The following is an 18,150-nucleotide window of genomic DNA, read 5'->3' as shown; positions in this document are numbered from 1 at the left end:
GTTCGACTCTAGAAGCAAATGACGGGGCAATATTGATCCACGGCAGGATATTGGCATTTGGCCATCAAGCCTCGAAACTGACAGCTGTGACAGCCAGGCGTCACGCTGGCGACCCGGTCGGCGCGCTATAACCCTGGATAACCGAAAACTGTTTCCACCTCCTGGCCAAGGTGCCCGCCCGATGCGACGTCCGTCCCGCCCCCTCGTTCTCGCCGCACTGGCCCTGCTTGCCTTGACCGCTGCCGGCCTGTGGCTGGCCCAACGGCCGTCGGCCCCCGCCAGCCGTGGCGCGAGCGCCGTGCCGGTGCGGGTGGTCGCGGTCACCCAGCAGGACGTGCCGCGCTACCTCGGCGCCATCGGCTCGGTGCTGTCGCTGCACAGCGTCGAGGTGCGCCCCCAGGTCGAGGGCGTGCTCACTCAGGTTCTGGTCAAGGAAGGGCAATGGGTGAAGCAGGGCGACCTGCTGGCCACCCTCGACGACCGGGCGATCCGCGCCAGCCTCGACCAGGCCCGCGCCCAGCTCGGCCAGACCCAGGCGCAATTGCAGGTGGCCAGGGTCAACCTCAAGCGCTACCAGTTGCTCAGCACCGACGACGGCGTGTCGAAGCAGACCCTCGACCAGCAACAGGCGCTGGTCAACCAACTTCAGGCCACGATTACCGGCGACCAGGCCGCCATCGACAACGCGGCGGTGCAGCTCTCCTACACCCGCATCGCCTCGCCGGTGACCGGCCGCGTCGGCATCCGCAACGTCGATCCCGGCAACCTTGTGCGCACTACCGATACACAGGGCCTGTTCAGCGTCACCCAGATCGACCCGATCGCCGTGGAGTTCTCGCTGCCCCAGCAACAGCTGCCCACCCTGCAAAGCCTGCTGAAAACACCCACGCCAGCTGAGGTCGAAGCCTATATGGACGCCGACGGCGAACGCAGCCTGCTCGCCAAGGGCCACCTCACCCTGATCGACAACCAGGTGTCGGCCACCACCGGCACGGTGCGGGTCAAGGCCGAGTTCGACAACCAGGACGGCCGCCTGTGGCCCGGCCAGCTGGTCACCGTGCGCCTGCGCACGGCGGTGGATGAAAACGCCCTGGTGGTGCCGCCGCCCGTGGTGCAGCGCAGTATCGACGGCCACTTCGTCTACCGCGTGGACGGTGACAAGGTCACCAGCGTGCCGGTCAAGGTGCTGTACCAGGACAGCACGCTGAACATCGTCGCCGGGGTCAAGGCCGGCGACCAGCTGGTGCTCGATGGCCAGTCGCGCCTCAAGCCAGGGTCGAAGGTCGAGGTCACGCCGAATGCGCCGGCGCCAGCCGAGATGGCCGACCGCAGGAGCCAGCCATGAACACCCGCAACGGCGTCTCGGCCTGGTGCATCGACCACCCCATCGCCACCCTGCTGCTGACCTTCGCCCTGGTGCTGCTGGGCGCCATCGCCTTCCCGCGGCTGCCCGTGGCGCCGCTACCCGAGGCCGACTTCCCGACCATCCAGGTCACCGCCGCGCTGCCCGGCGCCAGCCCCGAGACCATGGCCTCGTCGGTGGCCACGCCGCTGGAGGTGCAGTTCAGCGCCATCCCCGGCATGACCCAGATGACCAGCAGCAGCGCCCTGGGCTCGACCACGCTGATCCTGCAGTTCACCCTCGACAAGAACATCGACACCGCTGCCCAGGAAGTCCAGGCGGCGATCAACACCGCCACCGCGCGCCTGCCCCAGGACCTGCCCAGCCCACCCACCTGGCGCAAGGTGAACCCGGCCGACAGCCCGGTACTGATCCTCACCGTCAGTTCCGCGCAGATGCCCGGCAACGAGCTCAGTGACTACGCCGAGACCTTGCTGGCCCGCCAGCTCAGCCAGATCGACGGGGTCGGCCTGGTCAACATCACCGGCCAGTTGCGCCCGGCCATCCGCGTGCAGGCCCAACCCGAAAAACTCGCCGCCATCGGCCTGACCCTGGCCGACGTGCGCCAGGCCATCCAGCAGACCAGCCTCAATCTGGCCAAGGGCGCGTTTTATGGCGAGCACAGCGTGTCGACCATTGCCGCCAACGACCAGCTGTTCCACCCCGAGGACTACGCCAGGCTGATCGTCAGCTACCGCGACGGCGCACCGGTGCACCTGGCTGACGTGGCCAAGGTGATCAACGGCGCCGAGAACGCCTATGTGAAAGCCTGGTCCGGCGACCAGCCCGGCCTGAACCTGGTGATCTTCCGCCAGCCCGGCGCCAACATCGTCGACACCGTGGACCGGGTGCTCGATGCCCTGCCCCGCTTGCAGGAAATGCTGCCGGCCTCGGTCGAGGTGTCGGTGCTGCAGGACCGTACCCAGACTATCCGCGCCTCGCTGCATGAGGTGGAACTGACCCTGATGATCGCCGTGGCCCTGGTGATCGGGGTGATGGCGCTGTTCCTGCGCCAATGGTCGGCAACCTTCATCGTCTCCAGCGTGCTGGGCGTGTCGCTGATCGCCAGCTGCGCACTGATGTACGTGGCCGGCTTCAGCCTCAACAACCTGACCCTGGTGGCCATCGTCATCGCCGTGGGCTTCGTGGTCGACGACGCCATCGTCGTGGTGGAGAACATCCACCGCCACCTGGAAGCCGGCGACGACAGCCGCACCGCCGCGCTCAAGGGCGCCGGCGAGATCGGCTTCACCGTGGTGTCGATCAGCTTCTCGCTGATCGCCGCGTTCATCCCGCTGCTGTTCATGGGCGGCGTGGTGGGCCGGCTGTTCAAGGAATTCGCGCTGACCGCCACGGCCACCATCCTGATCTCGGTGGTGGTGTCGCTGACCCTGGCCCCGACCCTTTCCGCCCTGTTCATGCGCCGCCCGCCCGGCGAGCATGAGGGCGGGTTCGGCCCGCGCCTGCTGCGCTGGTATGAAAAGGGCCTGGACCGCGCCCTGGCCCATCGGCGCATCACCCTCGGTGTGTTCGGCCTTACCCTGGCCCTGGCCGTGGCCGGCTATGCGGGGATCCCCAAAGGTTTCTTCCCCTTGCAGGACACCGGCTTCATCCTCGGCACCACCGAAGCGGCGGCGGATGTCTCGTACTCCTCGATGATCGACAAGCACCTGGCCCTGGCCAAGATCATCGGCGAAGACCCGGCCGTGCGCGCCTACTCGCACTCGGTCGGGGTCACCGGCAGCAACCAGACCATCGCCAATGGCCGCTTCTGGATCTCGCTCAAGCCACGGGGCGAGCGCGATGTATCGGCCAGCGAGTGGATCGACCGGATCCGCCCGAAACTGGCCCAGGTGCCGGGCATCGTCCTGTACATGCGCGCCGGCCAGGACATCAACCTCAGCTCCGGCCCGTCGCGCACCCAGTACCAGTACGTGCTCAAGAGCAACGACGGCGTGGCGCTGAACCTGTGGACGCAACGCCTGACTGAGCGCCTGCGCGAGAACCCGGCGTTCCGCGACCTGTCCAACGACCTGCAACTGGGCGCCAGCGTCACCCGCATCGACATCGACCGCCAGGCCGCCGCGCGCTTCGGCCTGACCACCACCGACGTCGACCAGGCCCTGTACGACGCCTTCGGCCAGCGGCAGATCAGCGAGTTCCAGACCGAAACCAACCAGTACAAGGTGATCCTCGAACTGGACGCCCGCCAGCGCGGCAAAGCCGAGAGCCTCAACTACTTCTACCTGCGCTCGCCGCTGTCCGGCGAGATGGTACCGCTGTCGGCCCTGGCCCATGTCGCGCCGCCCAGCACCGGCCCCCTGTCGATCAGCCACGACGGCCTGTTCCCGGCCGCCAACCTGTCGTTCAACCTGGCCCCGGGCGTGGCCCTGGGCGACGCGGTGCAGATCCTCGAACGCACCCAGCGCGAGCTGGGCATGCCCGATTCCATCGCCGGCAACTTCCAGGGCGCGGCCCAGGCGTTCCAGAGTTCGCTGTCGAGCCAGCCGTACCTGATCCTCGCCGCGCTGGTGGCGGTGTACATCATCCTCGGGGTGCTCTACGAGAGCTTCGTCCACCCGCTGACCATCATCTCCACGCTACCGTCCGCTGGCCTGGGCGCGATCCTCCTGCTCTGGGCCAGCGGCCAGGACTTCAGCATCATGGGGTTGATCGGCGTGGTGCTGCTGATCGGCATCGTCAAGAAGAACGGCATCCTGCTCATCGACTTCGCCCTCGAGGCCCAGCGCCACCAGGGCATGACGCCCGAGCAGGCGATCCGCCAGGCGTGCCTGGTGCGCTTCCGCCCGATCATCATGACCACCCTCGCCGCCTTGCTCGGCGCGGTGCCGCTGATGTTCGGCTTCGGTACCGGCGCCGAGCTGCGCCAACCGCTGGGCATCGCCGTGGTCGGCGGCCTGCTGGTGAGCCAGGCCCTGACGCTGTTCACCACCCCGGTCATATACTTGGCCCTGGAACACCTGTTCCACCGCCGCCGGGCCACCCCGGCCGCCGCGCCAAGCGCCAGTTGAGACAAGACCATGCGTGTGCTGATCATCGAAGACGAAGAGAAAACCGCCGACTACCTGCATCGCGGTCTGAGCGAACAGGGCTTCACCGTCGACCTGGCCCGTGACGGCATCGACGGCCTGCACCTGGCGCTGGAGGGCGACTACGCGGTGATCGTCCTCGACGTGATGCTGCCAGGCCTGGACGGTTACGGCGTACTTCGCGCACTGCGGGCGCGCAAGCAGACGCCAGTGATCATGCTCACCGCCCGCGAGCGGGTCGAGGACCGCATCCATGGGTTGCGCGAAGGCGCCGACGATTATCTGGGCAAGCCGTTCTCGTTCCTCGAACTGGTGGCCCGCCTGCAGGCGCTGACCCGGCGCAGCGCCATTCACGAACCCTTGCAGATTCAGGTGGCCGACCTGTGGATCGACCTGATGGCACGCAAGGCCACCCGTGCGGGGCAGCGCCTGGACCTGACCGCCAAGGAGTTCTCGCTGCTCAGTGTGCTGGCGCGGCGCCAGGGCGAGATCTTGTCCAAGACAGCTATTGCCGAGCTGGTCTGGGACATCAACTTCGACAGCGACGCCAATGTGGTCGAGGTGGCGATCAAGCGCCTGCGGGCGAAGCTCGACGGGCCGTTCGACAACAAGCTGCTGCATACCATTCGAGGCATGGGTTATGTCCTGGAGCACCGTGGGTAGCCCTGGGGGCGCTGCGCGCCCCTTTCGCGACACAAGGCCGCTCCCACAGGGACGCGCGGTCTGCTGTGGGAGCGGCCTTGTGTCGCGAAAGGGCTGCAGAGCAGCCCCAGGGAGCGACAGCCCATGACCCTTTTCCGAAGCAAGCCCGGCAACTCCATCGCCCTGCGCCTCTCGGCGCTGTTCACGTTGGTCGCCCTGGCCGTGTTCGTGCTCATCGGCAGCGCCCTGTACCGCCAGGTCGACCGCAGCCTCGACCTGCTGCCCGCCGCCGAACTGGACGCCCGTTTCAGCGTGCTCGAATCCACTCTCAACCGCTTCGGCACCCCCGAGCACTGGGCCAAGGTCAACAACAAGCTCAACCTGCTCAGCGAAGAAGACCGGCGCATCCGCTTCTGGGTGGTCAGCAGCGACCCGGCCTTCGAATACGGCCACCCCACCGAACAGGTGCGCGCCTTCGCCGAGGGCGCGCCGGGCATGCGCGACCTGCGCCTGGCCAGCAGCCCCTACCCGTACAAAGTGCTGGTCAGCGAACTGCCTGCCTTGGGCGAGCGACCGCCACTGCGCTTCCTGATCGGCATCGACACAGAGACCTTCTGGCAAGCCCAGCACAGCCTGCTGGTGGCCATCGTCGGCCTGGCCGCTTTCGGCGTACTGCTGGCCTCGCTGCTCGGCTACTGGGTGGCGCGCATCGGCCTCAAGCCCCTGCAAGCCCTGTCGGACGAAGCCCAGGCCCTGGCCCCACCACGCCTGGACGGCCGCCTGCCAACCCGCGACCTGCCCCCGGAGCTGGCGCAGTTCGCCGGTGCCTTCAACGCCGCCCTCGACCGCGTCACCCAAGCCTATTCACAGCTTGAAGCCTTCAACGCCGATGTCGCCCACGAACTGCGCTCGCCGCTGACCAACCTGATCGGCCAGACCCAAGTCGCCCTGACCCGCGGCCGTAGCGCCGAGCACTACTTCGAAGTGCTGCAATCCAACCTCGAAGAGCTGGAGCGCCTGCGCAGCATCATCAACGACATGCTGTTCCTGGCCAGCGCCGACCAGGGCAGCAAGGCCACCTCGCTGACCAGCGCCTCGCTGGCCGAGGAAGTGGCCACCACCCTCGACTACCTCGACTACATCCTCGAGGACGCCCAGGTCAGCGTCAGCGTCAGCGGCGACGCCCAGGCCTGTTTCGAAAAGGCCCAGCTGCGCCGGGCGCTGATCAACCTGCTGAACAACGCCGTGCAGCACACCGCGCCGCACCAGGTGATCCAGGTGCGCATCGAGGCGGGTGAGGAGCAGGTGAGCATTGCCGTGAGCAACCCGGGGCCGGCAATTGCCGAGGAGCACCTGCCGATGCTGTTCGAGCGGTTCTATCGGGTGGATGCGGCGCGCAGCAACAGCGGTGGCGGCAACCATGGGTTGGGGTTGGCCATCGTCAAGGCCATCGCCGTGATGCATGGCGGCACTGTTTTCGTGCGAAGTGAGGCCGGCGCCAATACCTTTGGTATCAACCTGCCGAACGCTCAACTACGCGCGTTTGCGGTAAAAATCTGAAGTTATTCATCGTGATCATTACTTTTTGCGCAACAGTGCTTATCTAAACAGCCTCTGTTTCCCATGTGTTTACGGGACTAACTTAAGCCCTGTCTCCATTAGCACTTGCCCCGCAAGAAGGTTGCATCAAATGTCCAACAGTATGGGTATTGCCAGCGTGTTCGTCCTGTCTTCCCTGTTGTTGTCGCCCCTGGCCATGGCGGAAGAATCCCCGGCCTTCGTCGCCCGTAACGCCGAACTGGCCACTGTTCACCAGGATGCCTTCGCCGCACGCCAGGCCGACGCTGCCAAAGACGTGCAGCAGACCGCTTCCAAGGTGTCGGTCGACGACAACGCCGACAGCTGATCGGGCCACGCCCGCGTCTCCAGATTTCCCTTGGCTACACCATGGGCACCGCCTGTGACGATATGTTAGCCTTTCAAAGCCGCTGCCCCGCAGCGGCTTTTTTTATGTGTCGAAAATATCAGCCCGGCTGTTACGTCTCTAATAAGAAACTTGCAGACACGACAATAAAAATCTGCCTCATCGCTTGACCAAAGGAGTTTGTACCGGTGTCTTTTGTGTTTCGCTTCACCCCGTTGTTCGTTGCATTGACCGCAACGATGCCCGTGGCCGCACAGGCCGATGAAGCCAAGGCTGATGGCTTCATTGAAGGTTCCACGCTGAACCTGCATTTCCGTAATGCCTACTTCAACCGCAACGAGAAGAATGCCCAGATCAAGGACAAGCGCGAGTGGGGCCAAGGCGCCGTCGCCCGCTTCGAGTCCGGCTACACGCCGGGCGTGATCGGTTTCGGCCTCGACGCCCACGCCATGGTCGGTTTGAAGCTGGACGGTGGCTCCGGCCACGCCGGCACCTCGATCCTGCCGAGCACCCCTGGCGACAAAGCGCGCCACGCCTTCTCCACCGCGGGTGGCGCGATCAAGCTCAAGGGCTTCGACACCGAGTTCAAGGCCGGTGACCTGTTCCTCACCAACCCGGTGATCGCCGGTGGCGAAAGCCGCATGCTGCCGCAGACCTTCCGCGGCGTCGCCGTGACCAACCGCAGCATCGACGGGCTGATGCTCGAAGGCGGCAAGGTCAGCTTCACCAAGCCGTACAACCAGAGCGGCCACCGCCGCATCAACACCTACTACAGCCAGCAGACCGCGGAGCAGGACAGCCAGAACCTGAGCTGGGCCGGCGCGTCGTGGAGCGGCACCGAGGGCGTCACCGCCAACGTCTACGCCGCCGAGCTGAAGGACATCTGGAACCAGTACTACGCCGACTTCGACTACACCTACCAGGTCAACGACCTGGTCAGCCTGAACCCGGGCGTGCACTTCTACCACACCCAGGACACCGGCCAGTCGAAGCTGGGCGACATCGACAACAACACCTGGAGCGTGCACTTCACCGTGGCCGCCGGGTACCACAGCGTCACCGCCGCCTACCAGCGGGTCAACGGCGACACGCCGTTCGACTACATCAACCTGGGCGACAGCATCTACCTGGACAACTCGCGCATGTATTCGGACTTCAACGCGCCGAACGAGCGTTCGTGGAAGCTGCAGTACAACTACGACTTCGCGGGCCTCGGTATCCCTGGCCTGACTTCGACGCTGTCGTACTCGCGCGGCAAGGCCGACCTGACCAAGGCCAGCCAGGACACCCAGTACTACAACTTCTACAACGCCGAGGGCGAGAACGGCCGGCACTGGGAGCGTGACTTCGACGTGAAGTACGTGTTCCAGGAGGGCCAGCTGAAGGACCTGTCGGTGCTGCTGCGCTATGCCACGCACCGGGCCAACGCGGCGTATTCGTCGACGGCGGACAACGACGAGTTCCGGGTGATCGTGGATTATCCGCTGAACGTGTTCTGATCCGGGATCGGGGGCGAGGGCTTCGCCCTCGTTTCGCCGGCAAGGCCGGCTCCTACAAGTTTGCAGTGAAGCTCAGGCTTAGCGCGGTCCATGTGGGAGCGGCCTTGCGTCGCGAAAGGGCCGCAACGCGGCCCCAGGTTCCAAAGCGATGCACTGAATGTTGGGGCTGCTTCGCAGCCCTTTCGCGACACAAGGCCGCTCCCACATCGACAGCGTTTCCCGCCTCAACGGTTTCTGTTCAACCCGATCTCCAGATCATTGATCAGCGCCTTGGCCATGGCACTGAGCATCCGCGCCGCACTCCCCGCCAGCAAATCCCCTTCGAACTCCGCCTCGGTGGTCAGGTGCAGGATGCAGCCCTGCAACACCGAAATTTCATCGAACGCCCGGCTGAAGGGCACACCGGGCTGCACACGAAAACATTCGAGAAAGGTCTCCTCGCCTGCGGTGAAGGCGGGTTCGGGCTTTTCGCTCATGGCGCCACCTCCTGCGACCTGGCGTGTTCGAACAGGCATTGGAGCAGTTGGGCGAGGATGCAGAGGTTATCCACCAGCACTTCGGGGCGGTCTTCGGGTTTGAACGCCAGGTAGACACCGGCAGTCTTGTGGATCGTCGACATCAGGACCGCGGCGTGATCGCGGACTTCGTCGACGGTGAGGTGGCTGATGATGGAGATGTAGGGGATGGGTGGGTCAGGTACGCGCTTTTTCATTCTGAATCGCTCATGTCGATTCAAAGAAATCGCCACTTGAACCTTTCTCACGGGATTGGGTGGCAACCGTGTACGGGGTGAGAAACCGAGGACATGAAACCCGGCCAGACCAGAGGTCTGCCCGAACACGGCTGCCATGAAGATGGCTAACAGTCATCTCGTCGGGTTCTCACACCCGGTCACCCATTTGGCGACCCGACGACGTTAGCCCTGATGAATTCCCCGGCATATCCGGACCCTTCCGGCAGTGGCGTAGGATAGGTCCGAAGCGATGTTCGGCTGAAGCATTCGGTTGCAGATTCGGAAATGTCTGACGGAGATTCAGCGTCGGCCTTTCAAGGTGTTCGACGGGAGATTTACAGCGGGCATGAGATCGAGCGCCGCCCGCGCAGCGCATCGCGGATGAATCCGCTCCTACAGGAAACCTGCGGTCCCAAGCCCTACTGAATCATTTCCGTCGGGCGGAACACCTTTAATCTTGTCCGACAATCCCCGCTTCCCTAGAATATCGCCCGCCGCTTTCCGGCCCACTCCCCATGGATCCCGGGGCTTATGCAGTTGCGAGCATGACGTTGCCCACCCGATCACCACGATCCGCCCTGTACAAGTCGCACCCCGAGCTGATCCTCAACCTGGGCAGCTGCCTCGCCGTGCTCGCCATCGTGGCCATCGTCAGCTACCTGCTGGCCCGCGAGCGTGACAGCGTCGAGCAATCGGCCATGCGCTCGTCGAGCAACATCGTCCAGCTGATCGAAAGCGACATCCTGCGCAACGTCGAGCTCTACGACCAGTCGCTCAAGGGCCTGGTCTGGGCGGTGCGCCACCCGGAACTGCTCAACGTGCCGCCCAAGCTGCGCCAGCAGATCCTGTTCAACCAGGCGTTCACCGCGCCCATCCGTGGCGACATCCTCTGGCTCGACAGCAAAGGCGATGTGGTCGGCGACTCCACCAGCGTCATCCCGCGCCAGGCCAACTTCGCCGACACCGTGCCCTTCCAGACCCACCGCGACCACCCCGGCATGGGCCTGCTGATCAGCCCGCCGTTCAAGGCGCGCCTGGGCGACCTGGACTGGTGCATCAGCTTCAGCCGGCGAATCACCGGCACCAACGGCGAATTCCTCGGCCTGGCCGCCGGCGCCTTGCGGCTGTCGTACTTCAACCAGCTGTTCGAACGCCTGGACATCGGCGTGGACAGCAGCATCAACCTGCTCAACACCGACGGGCAGTTACTGGCGCGCCAACCGACCCGCCCACAGGACCCGCTGATCGGCGCCAGCTTCAGCGAGCGCCCCAACTTCAAGCGCATCCTCAGCGAGCGCAGCGGCAGCTTCACGGCCCGCTCCAGCACCCACGACGTCCAGCGCATCTACACCTTCGCCCGGGTCGCCGACCTGCCGCTGATCGTGCTGGTGGTGCACTCCTCGGACGAGGTGTTCCAGTCGTGGCGGCGCACGGCGATCCTGGTCAGCGTGGCCACCGGCGTGCTGTGCATCGGCATTCTCTGGCTCACCCTGCTGCTGGGCCGCGAACTGCGCCGTCGCCATGAGGCCGAGCAAGGCCTCGCCACCCTGGCCGCCACCGACAGCCTCACGGGCTTGGCCAACCGCCGTCGCCTGGACCAGGTGCTGCGCCAGGAATGGGCGCGTGCTCAACGCAATCGCCGGCCGCTGGCGGTGTTGATGGTGGATGTGGATCACTTCAAGGCATTCAACCAGCGCCATGGCCATGCGGGTGGGGACAACGTGCTGCGCGAGGTGGCCAAGACCATCGAGCTGTGTATAAGGCGCCCGGCCGACCTGGCCGCACGGTATGGCGGGGAGGAATTTCAGGTGGTGCTGCCGGAAACCGACCTGGCTGGCGCCCAGCTCCTGGCCGAGCGTATCCGTGGCAGCGTCGAGGCGATGCCACCGTTCGGTGACGATGAGCGTTCGGTGACGGTGAGTGTGGGCATTGGCTTGCATATCCCCGGCACCCAACAAGACCTGGCGGCGCTGCTGGGTGATGCGGACGAGGCGTTGTACCGGGCCAAGGCCAATGGTCGCAACCGGGTGGAAGGGCCCCGAGATTAGGCCATGTGCCTTTGGGGCTGCTGTGCAGCCCATCGCGGCTGAAGCCGCTCCTACAGGCACCGCGGATCCCCTGTAGGAGCGGCTTCAGCCGCGATGGGCCGCAAAGCGGCCCCCAGGTTCAAGACCGAGCACGTGCCGCGTTACGCAGCGCCTTCACCTGGTCATGATTACGCTGTACCCCCTGCAGCTGTTTCTCCACCAGCACATAGCTCTGGTCGTTGGCCGTGCGCCCCAGCTTGACCAATTTCTCGCGCGCTTCCTTGTAGGCTTTGAGGGCATGGTCCTCGCCCCGCTCCACTTCATTGAGCACGGCGGCTTCATCCTTGCCGGTGACCATCGACTTGAGGTTGACCCAGCCGCGGTGCAAGTCACCGCTGATGCTGGTGCTGGTTTCCGGGTCGCCGCCCAGCCGCCGCACTTCGCCTTGCAGCTCGCCTGCGGCACTGGCGCAATCGCCCGCGCGCTGGACGAAGAACGCCTTGAGCTCGGGGTTCTTCACATCGTCGGCGGACGCCTTGAAGCCTTTCTCGCCATCCTTGCTGTATTCGATCAGGTCGTTGAGTACATCAATCACGTCTTTGTTGGGATTGCTCATGGCAACTACTCCTTGGCAGGTGGAAGTCACCTGTAACGGAGCAGGCTTCATGCCAGCTCTTTCCCGTAAAAATATTCAATAAATATCAATTGCTTAGAAGAACTCACCAACACCCGAAAAGCAGCGTTCTGCATGATCGCCGCTTGGGTCGTCGTGCAGATTGCAGTATGGTTCGCGGTCCAATCCTGCCCAGGCCCGAGCCCGATGAAACCCGAATCGCTGCAACTGCTGGTCACCCGCACCATGCCCTTCGGCAAGTACCAGGGCCGCTTGATCGCCGACCTGCCGGGCGACTACCTGGCGTGGTTTGCCCGCAAGGGGTTCCCGCCCGGGGAGCTGGGCGGGTTGTTGGCGTTGATGCATGAGATCGACCACAACGGGCTGGGTGACCTGTTGAAGCCGTTGCGCAGTAAAGCCCGAGGTTGAAGGGAGCAGTCCAGTTTCCCTGTAGGAGCCGGCTTGCCGGCGAACAGGCCCGACCTAGCCCTTCGCCGGCGCCACCACCATTTCCACCTGCTCGCTCTTCTTGATCACGGCATACACCACCGCCGTCACCAGGCTCCCCGCCAGGATCGCCAGCAGGTACAGCAGCGCGTGGTTGATCGCGTTGGGGATCAGCAGCACGAACAGCCCGCCATGGGGCGCCATCAGCTTGCAGCCGAAATACATCGACAGCGCGCCGGTCAGCGCGCCCCCGGCAATGCTCGCCGGGATCACCCGCAACGGGTCCTTGGCAGCAAACGGGATCGCCCCCTCGGAGATGAAGCACAACCCCAGCACCAGCGCCGCCTTGCCGGCCTCGCGCTCGCTCTGGGCGAACTTGCGCCGGGCCAGGAAGGTGGCGATGCCCAGGCCGATCGGCGGCACCATGCCGGCGGCCATGGTCGCGGCCATCGGCGCGTAGCTGGACGAGGCCAGCAACCCCACCGAGAACGCATAGGCCGCCTTGTTGATCGGCCCACCGAGATCGACGCACATCATGCCGCCCAGCAACAGCCCGAGCAGGATGGCGTTGGTGGTGCCCATGCTGTCGAGAAACTGTGTGAGCCCTGCGAGCATCGCCGCCACCGGCTGACCGACCACGTAGATCATCACCAGGCCAGTGAACAGGCTGGCCAGCAGTGGGATGATCAGGATCGGCTTGAGCGCCTCCAGGCTCGATGGCAAGCGCACCCAACGGGCGATAGCCTTGGCGCTGTAACCGGCGAGGAAGCCGGCGACGATGCCACCGATGAAGCCCGCGCCCAGGGTGCCGGCCAGCAGGCCGCCGATCATGCCCGGGGCCAGGCCTGGGCGGTCGGCGATGGACCAGGCGATATAGCCCGCCAGCAGTGGCACCATCAGCTTGAATGCCGCCTCGCCGCCGATCTGCATCAGCGCGGCGGGCAAGGTGCCAGCCTCTTTGTAGGCCTCGATGCCGAACACGAACGACAGGGCAATCAACAGGCCGCCGGCCACCACCATCGGCAGCATGAACGACACGCCGGTCAGCAGGTGCTTGTAGATGCCCGTCTTCTCGGCCTTTTGCGGGGTATTGGCGCCGGCGCTCTCGACCTTGGCCTGGTTCAGCGCATTGTCCAGGGTGGCGCGGGCCTGCTTGAGGGCGATGCCGGTGCCGCAGCGGTAGATGCGCTTGCCGGCGAAGCGGGCCGTGGGCACCTCGATATCGGCGGCCAGCAGCACCACGTCGGCTTCGGCGATGGCTTCGCTAGACAAGGGATTGCGCGCACCGACCGAGCCTTGGGTCTCGACGGTGAGCTGGTAGCCCAGTGCCTGGGCGGCCTGCTGCAGGGCCTCGGCGGCCATGAAGGTGTGCGCCACGCCCGTGGGGCAGGCGGTCACAGCGACGATCTTCACAGCAGCGCTGGCCACAGCCGGGGCCACTTCCTGAACCTGCGCCTTGGCCGCCGCCTCGTCGAGGAAACCTTCGCGGTCCGCCAGGGCCTGGGCCGGGGTGCTCTGGTACAGGCGCTTGCCAGCGAAGCGCGCCAGGTCCACCGGGCCGGTGCTGACCACCAGCACCCAGTCAGCCTCGGCGATCTGCGCCGGGGTCAGGCGGCGTTCCGGGTGTTCGGCGTCCTGCACTTCGACACTGGTGCTCCAGCCGCGGCGCTGGGCGGCGGCGGCCAGCAGGCGGGCGCTGAGCACGCTGGAGACCTGGCCGTTGGGGCAGGCGGTGACAATGGCGATGTTCATCAGCAGCCCTCTTCTTGTTGTTCTGTCAGCTGGACGCTGGCTTGCAAGCGCGCCAGCTGGTCATGGTCGTTGATGCCGAAACCGACCTGAGTCACCGCCTGGGCGGCGATGGCCGTGGCACGGCGCAAGGTATCTACAACGGGCTCGCGTTGCAGCAGGCCATGGACCATCCCGGCCACCAGCGAGTCGCCCGCGCCCACGGTGCTGGCGATGCTCACCTGAGGGGGTTGGGCATGCAGCGCCAGGCCACTGGCGAACCAGTTCACTCCCTGCTCGCCCTGGGACACCACGACATGTTCGATGCCGGTCGCCAGCAACTGCTGGGCGGCGGCGCGCTGTTCGGTCAGGGTGTTCACCGCCAGCCCCAGCACCTCACCCAGTTCCTCGGTGTTCGGCTTCACCAGCCACGGCATCGCCTGCAAGCCGGCACGCAGGGCTTCGCCACTGCTGTCCAGCGCCACCTTCAGGCCTTGGGCCTTGAGGGTATCCAGCAGTGTGCGCAGCCACTGCGGGCTGATGCCGCGTGGCAGGCTGCCCGCCACCACCACCGCGTCATGGCCAGGCGCGATCTGCGCAAGCCTGCGCAGCAGCTGTGCCTGGGCGGCTTCGTCCACCTGCGGCCCCTGGCCGTTGATGTCGGTGACCCGGCCATCGGCTTCCACCAGCTTGATATTGCTGCGGGTCTCGCCCGGCACGCGCACGAAACAATCGGCGAAACCGTGTCGCTCGATCAGCGCCTCGAAGGGTTGCAGGTTGTCGCCCCCCAGAAAACCGCCGACGGTGACATCGTGCCCCAGGTCGGCCAGCACCTGGGCGACGTTCAAGCCCTTGCCGGCGGCGTGGCTGTGCTGGGCCTGGCTGCGGTTGACCTGGCCGGGGCGCAGGTGGTCGAGGCTGACGGTGATGTCCAGCGCGGGGTTGAGGGTGAGGGTGAGGATCTTGGCCATCTCAGTAACGCTCCACCAGCGCCCGAACCGCTTCGGCGCTGTCTTGTTGCAGGGCCTCGCGCGCCAGGGCGCGGGCCGCAGAATGATCGGCCTGGCGCACCAGTGCCTTGACTTCAGGGATGCTGCGGGCGGACACGCTCAGCTCGTCCACCTCCAGGCCCAGCAGCACGGCGACTGCCTGCGGGTCGGCCGCCAGTTCGCCGCACACGCCCACCCACTTGCCTTGGGCATGGGCAGCGCGCACGGTCATGTCGATCAGGTTGAGCACCGCTGGGTGCAGGCCGTCGGCCTGGGCCGACAGGCTCGGGTGGCCACGGTCGATGGCCAGGGTGTACTGGGTGAGGTCATTGGTGCCGATGCTGAAGAAGTCCACTTCGCGGGCCAGTTGCGGCGCCAGCAAGGCCGCCGAGGGCACCTCGACCATGATGCCGACCTGCAGGTCGCTAACAGGTATCTCCTGGCGCAGGCGCTCGACCATGGCCTTGGCCGCGCGCCACTCGTGGACCTGGCCGACCATGGGGAACATGATCCGCAGCGGCCGATCGCCGGCGGCGCGCAACAGGGCGCGCAGCTGGTCTTCCATCACCTGGGGCCGCTGCAGGGTCAGGCGCACGCCGCGCACGCCGAGGAACGGGTTGTCCTCCGCCGCGATAGGCCAGTAGGGCAAGGGCTTGTCGCCCCCCACATCGAGGGTGCGCACCACCAGCGGCCGACCGGCCAGGCCATCGAGCACGCGGCGGTACTCGGCTTCTTGCGTGGCCACGTCGGGCGCCTGGGGGTGGGCCATGAAGATCAGTTCGGTGCGCAGCAGGCCGACGCCTTCGGCGCCCTGCTCCACCACCTTGTCGATACCGCTGCTTTCGCCGATGTTGGCCACCACTTCCACGCGGTGGCCATCACGGGTGACCGCCGGCTCATGGCGATTGGCCCAGGCGGCTTGCAGGCGCTGCTCGCGGGCATCGCGCTCGGCCAGGGCCCGCTGCAGTTCATCGGCAGGCGGTGCCACCACCACCCGGCCACGTTGGCCGTCGAGCAACAGGGGGGTGCCGCTGCCCAGCAACAGCACCGCAGCCCCGGCGCCAACCACGGCCGGGATGCCCAGGGCACGGGCGACGATGGCGCTGTGGGCGGTGGCGCCGCCCTGGGCGGTGACGATGCCGGCGACCCGGGCCGGGTCCAGCCGCGCCACATCCGACGGGCCGACCTCGGCCATCACCAGCACGTAGGGTTGTTCGGGCGCCGGGGTGTCCTGCACGCCGCACAGCTGCGCCAGCACCCGGCGGCCGATATCGCGCAGGTCGGCGGCGCGCTCGGCCAGCAGGGCGTCGTGCAGTGCCTCCTGCTGGCGTGCGGCGGCTTCGATCACCGCCATCCAGGCTGCGGCAGCGCTCTCGCCTTGGGCCAGGCGCAACTCGACTTCGTCGGTCAGGGCCGGGTCGGCGAGCATTTCCTGGTGGGTGACGAAGATCTCGCCGATGGTCTTGTCGCTGCGCTGCACCAGCGCTTGAAGATCGCCGTGCACGGCTTCGATGGCGTGGCGCAGCTTCAGACGCTCCTGCGCGGGGGATTCGCCGCGCAGTGGATAGTCGATCTCGCGCTCGACACAGACGTGGGCCGGGCCGCTGGCGATGCCCGGCGATGCGGCGACACCTGGAAGGTGGCTGCCTGGAGCCGGTGCCTGAAGGGCTTCGGCCGCTGGCTCGGCGGTCGGCGGCACGGTCTCCGGCAGCGGCTCGACGTCCTCGCCCAGGCCTTGCTCGATGGCCGCCAGTAGCACCGGCAAGGCATCGGCGGCGATGGCCGGCTCGGCGATCAGCTCCAGTGTCTGGCCACGGCGCGCACCCAGGCTGAGCAGCTTGCTCAAGCTCTTCACCGATACCGCGGGCTGGGCACTGTCGAGCAGGCGCACCCGCACTTCGCCTTCGAAGCCCTTGGCCAGTTGCGCCAGCACCTTGGCCGGGCGGGCATGCAGGCCGTGGGGGTTGGCCAGCACCACCCGGGCACTGGGCCAGTCGGCGGGCGCCTCGCCCCCGAGCACTTCGAGCACGGCGCGGCTGCTGGTGGCCTGGTAGAGCGTCTGCCCACGGCCTTCGATCAGCACTTCGCACAGGCGCTCGAGCAGCGCTTCGTGAGCCGCGCCGAGACTGGCCAGGCAGAACAGGCCATTGAGCGGCTGGTCGCGGTAGCGCAGGGGTTGTTGCGGGGTGATGAAGGCCAGGCCCGGTTGCAGCACCTGGCGCTCGCTGTGCAGCCACCACAGGCCCTCGCCCAATGGCAGCGGTTCGGCTTGTTGCAGCACGGCGGCGAAACCGCTGTCGACGCACCCGGCGCGTTGCAGCAGGCGGGCGCCGCGCCAGGCCAGTTCGTCGAAATCCTCGGCCGCAAGGCCCAGGCCGACCAGTTGCGCGTCCAGCGCCAGCTCGCGGGGGGCGCCCTGCAGCAGCTTGAGCAGCGCCTCGGCGGAGCTGGCACGGCGCAGGGCCTCGGCCAGGTCGGTCTCGCCCAGGGCGCGGGTCAGCAGTTGTAGCAGGCGCAGGTGCTCATCGGAGCGCGCAGCGATGGCAATGGCGAGATAAACGATCTGGCCATCGCCCCAGTCCACCCCCTCGGGAAACTGCATCAGGCGCACGCCGGTGGCGAATACCTGGTCGCGGGTCTGCGGCGTGCCATGGGGGATGGCGATGCCCTGGCCGAGAAAGGTCGAGCCTTGCACCTCGCGGGCGCGCAGCCCTTCGAGGTAGCCCTCGGCTACCAGCCCATCAGCCACCAGCCGCGCGGCCAGCAAGGCCAGCGCCTCGCCCTTGTCGGCGGCCTGTTGGCCCATGGCAATCTGCTCCACGGCGAGCTCGAGCATGACCTTCTCCTTTTGCGGCGCCCACGTCGGCGACCCAGGTATTGTTGTGGATTTGGCGGTCAAATACCGCTCGAACGATCAGCATGACGGGCAACCCGACGCTTTCACGGCAGAAAAAATTAAGCTGCTGAATCGTTTAATCTGACCAAGTGGCCACGTTACTCGATAATCTTCCGACGAAAAAGCCCCATCCTGTCGGACAATTGCGACAATGGTCGTCTGCGCGCGGGCCTGCCGATGGGTGAAACTACCCGGTCAGG

The 18,150-nt window shown here is 66.2% G+C and carries 15 protein-coding genes; 9 read left to right on the top strand and 6 right to left on the bottom strand.

The window, feature by feature from the left end; genetic code table 11:
* Positions 1–181 precede the first annotated feature (181 nt).
* The 6 genes from PSEEN_RS04395 to PSEEN_RS04370 all read left to right on the top strand — a co-directional run bounded on the left by PSEEN_RS04395 (position 182) and on the right by PSEEN_RS04370 (position 8,517).
* Positions 182–1,345: an efflux RND transporter periplasmic adaptor subunit gene (locus tag PSEEN_RS04395; protein WP_011532277.1), complete on the top strand. Its 1,164-nt coding sequence runs from the start codon at positions 182–184 to the stop codon at positions 1,343–1,345.
* A complete protein-coding gene (locus tag PSEEN_RS04390) occupies positions 1,342–4,434 on the top strand; it encodes a multidrug efflux RND transporter permease subunit (RefSeq protein WP_011532276.1) in 3,093 nt (1,030 codons plus the stop codon). Before PSEEN_RS04395 ends, PSEEN_RS04390 begins: the two co-directional genes overlap by 4 nt.
* A gap of 9 nt (positions 4,435–4,443) precedes the next feature.
* The gene (locus tag PSEEN_RS04385) at positions 4,444–5,115 is read left to right on the top strand and encodes a heavy metal response regulator transcription factor (protein ID WP_011532275.1); all 672 of its coding nucleotides are present in this window, start codon (positions 4,444–4,446) and stop codon (positions 5,113–5,115) included.
* Positions 5,116–5,238: 123 nt separating this feature from the next.
* Complete coding sequence (locus PSEEN_RS04380) at positions 5,239–6,654, top strand: heavy metal sensor histidine kinase (RefSeq protein WP_011532274.1); 1,416 nt, start codon at positions 5,239–5,241, stop codon at positions 6,652–6,654.
* Positions 6,655–6,784: 130 nt separating this feature from the next.
* A complete protein-coding gene (locus PSEEN_RS04375) occupies positions 6,785–7,000 on the top strand; it encodes a hypothetical protein (RefSeq protein ID WP_011532273.1) in 216 nt (71 codons plus the stop codon).
* A 206-nt stretch (positions 7,001–7,206) separates the two neighbouring features.
* Positions 7,207–8,517 (top strand): OprD family porin, encoded by a 1,311-nt coding sequence (locus PSEEN_RS04370; protein ID WP_011532272.1) that lies wholly within the window; start codon positions 7,207–7,209, stop codon positions 8,515–8,517.
* A 224-nt stretch (positions 8,518–8,741) separates the two neighbouring features.
* Here PSEEN_RS04370 and PSEEN_RS04365 read toward each other — a convergent pair whose 3' ends face one another.
* Positions 8,742–8,993: a DUF3077 domain-containing protein gene (locus PSEEN_RS04365; protein WP_011532271.1), complete on the bottom strand. Its 252-nt coding sequence runs from the start codon at positions 8,991–8,993 to the stop codon at positions 8,742–8,744.
* A complete protein-coding gene (locus tag PSEEN_RS04360) occupies positions 8,990–9,229 on the bottom strand; it encodes a hypothetical protein (RefSeq protein WP_044487697.1) in 240 nt (79 codons plus the stop codon). Before PSEEN_RS04360 ends, PSEEN_RS04365 begins: the two co-directional genes overlap by 4 nt.
* Positions 9,230–9,801: 572 nt before the next feature.
* Here PSEEN_RS04360 and PSEEN_RS04355 point away from each other — a divergent pair.
* The gene (locus tag PSEEN_RS04355) at positions 9,802–11,298 is read left to right on the top strand and encodes a sensor domain-containing diguanylate cyclase (RefSeq protein ID WP_011532269.1); all 1,497 of its coding nucleotides are present in this window, start codon (positions 9,802–9,804) and stop codon (positions 11,296–11,298) included.
* Positions 11,299–11,416: 118 nt separating this feature from the next.
* On the opposite strand, the gene PSEEN_RS04350 is transcribed toward PSEEN_RS04355, so the two are convergent.
* The gene (locus tag PSEEN_RS04350) at positions 11,417–11,893 is read right to left on the bottom strand and encodes a ferritin-like domain-containing protein (RefSeq protein ID WP_011532268.1); all 477 of its coding nucleotides are present in this window, start codon (positions 11,891–11,893) and stop codon (positions 11,417–11,419) included.
* A gap of 204 nt (positions 11,894–12,097) precedes the next feature.
* Here PSEEN_RS04350 and PSEEN_RS04345 point away from each other — a divergent pair, with 204 nt between their 5' ends.
* On the top strand, positions 12,098–12,319 hold the full coding sequence (locus PSEEN_RS04345; RefSeq protein WP_011532267.1) for a DUF3820 family protein: 222 nt from the start codon (positions 12,098–12,100) through the stop codon (positions 12,317–12,319).
* Between the two features lie 54 nt (positions 12,320–12,373).
* Here the strand turns inward: PSEEN_RS04345 and PSEEN_RS04340 are convergent, their stop codons facing one another.
* The 3 genes from PSEEN_RS04340 to ptsP are packed head-to-tail and all read right to left on the bottom strand — an operon-like array spanning position 12,374 to position 17,890.
* Positions 12,374–14,089 (bottom strand): PTS fructose-like transporter subunit IIB, encoded by a 1,716-nt coding sequence (locus tag PSEEN_RS04340; protein WP_011532266.1) that lies wholly within the window; start codon positions 14,087–14,089, stop codon positions 12,374–12,376.
* Complete coding sequence (gene pfkB, locus PSEEN_RS04335; RefSeq protein ID WP_011532265.1) at positions 14,089–15,036, bottom strand: 1-phosphofructokinase; 948 nt, start codon at positions 15,034–15,036, stop codon at positions 14,089–14,091. The genes PSEEN_RS04340 and pfkB overlap by 1 nt, the downstream gene beginning before the upstream one ends.
* A 1-nt stretch (position 15,037) precedes the next feature.
* Positions 15,038–17,890, bottom strand: a complete 2,853-nt coding sequence (gene ptsP, locus PSEEN_RS04330) for a phosphoenolpyruvate--protein phosphotransferase (protein ID WP_011532264.1) — start codon at positions 17,888–17,890, stop codon at positions 15,038–15,040.
* Between ptsP and PSEEN_RS26555 the strand changes: the two genes are divergently transcribed.
* Positions 17,889–18,035 (top strand): hypothetical protein, encoded by a 147-nt coding sequence (locus PSEEN_RS26555; RefSeq protein WP_158020229.1) that lies wholly within the window; start codon positions 17,889–17,891, stop codon positions 18,033–18,035. The two genes, ptsP and PSEEN_RS26555, sit on opposite strands and share 2 nt — an antisense overlap.
* Positions 18,036–18,150: the final 115 nt, after the last annotated feature.

It is taken from the genome of Pseudomonas entomophila L48, from assembly GCF_000026105.1.
Lineage (GTDB): Bacteria > Pseudomonadota > Gammaproteobacteria > Pseudomonadales > Pseudomonadaceae > Aquipseudomonas > Aquipseudomonas entomophila.
The sequence above is the reverse complement of the archived record's forward strand: the minus strand, read 5'-3'. Positions and strand labels throughout refer to the sequence as shown.

Bases quoted from the DNA above. Each gene is read 5' to 3' on its own strand.
- PSEEN_RS26555 (WP_158020229.1), top strand. From the start codon at position 17,889: ATGACCTTCTCCTTTTGCGGCGCCCACGTCGGCGACCCAGGTATTGTT.
- PSEEN_RS04365 (WP_011532271.1), bottom strand. From the start codon at position 8,993: ATGAGCGAAAAGCCCGAACCCGCCTTCACCGCAGGCGAGGAGACCTTT.
- PSEEN_RS04360 (WP_044487697.1), bottom strand. From the start codon at position 9,229: ATGAAAAAGCGCGTACCTGACCCACCCATCCCCTACATCTCCATCATC.
- PSEEN_RS04390 (WP_011532276.1), top strand. From the start codon at position 1,342: ATGAACACCCGCAACGGCGTCTCGGCCTGGTGCATCGACCACCCCATC.
- PSEEN_RS04380 (WP_011532274.1), top strand. From the start codon at position 5,239: ATGACCCTTTTCCGAAGCAAGCCCGGCAACTCCATCGCCCTGCGCCTC.
- PSEEN_RS04385 (WP_011532275.1), top strand. From the start codon at position 4,444: ATGCGTGTGCTGATCATCGAAGACGAAGAGAAAACCGCCGACTACCTG.
- PSEEN_RS04375 (WP_011532273.1), top strand. From the start codon at position 6,785: ATGTCCAACAGTATGGGTATTGCCAGCGTGTTCGTCCTGTCTTCCCTG.
- ptsP (WP_011532264.1), bottom strand. From the start codon at position 17,890: ATGCTCGAGCTCGCCGTGGAGCAGATTGCCATGGGCCAACAGGCCGCC.
- PSEEN_RS04395 (WP_011532277.1), top strand. From the start codon at position 182: ATGCGACGTCCGTCCCGCCCCCTCGTTCTCGCCGCACTGGCCCTGCTT.
- PSEEN_RS04340 (WP_011532266.1), bottom strand. From the start codon at position 14,089: ATGAACATCGCCATTGTCACCGCCTGCCCCAACGGCCAGGTCTCCAGC.
- pfkB (WP_011532265.1), bottom strand. From the start codon at position 15,036: ATGGCCAAGATCCTCACCCTCACCCTCAACCCCGCGCTGGACATCACC.
- PSEEN_RS04350 (WP_011532268.1), bottom strand. From the start codon at position 11,893: ATGAGCAATCCCAACAAAGACGTGATTGATGTACTCAACGACCTGATC.
- PSEEN_RS04345 (WP_011532267.1), top strand. From the start codon at position 12,098: ATGAAACCCGAATCGCTGCAACTGCTGGTCACCCGCACCATGCCCTTC.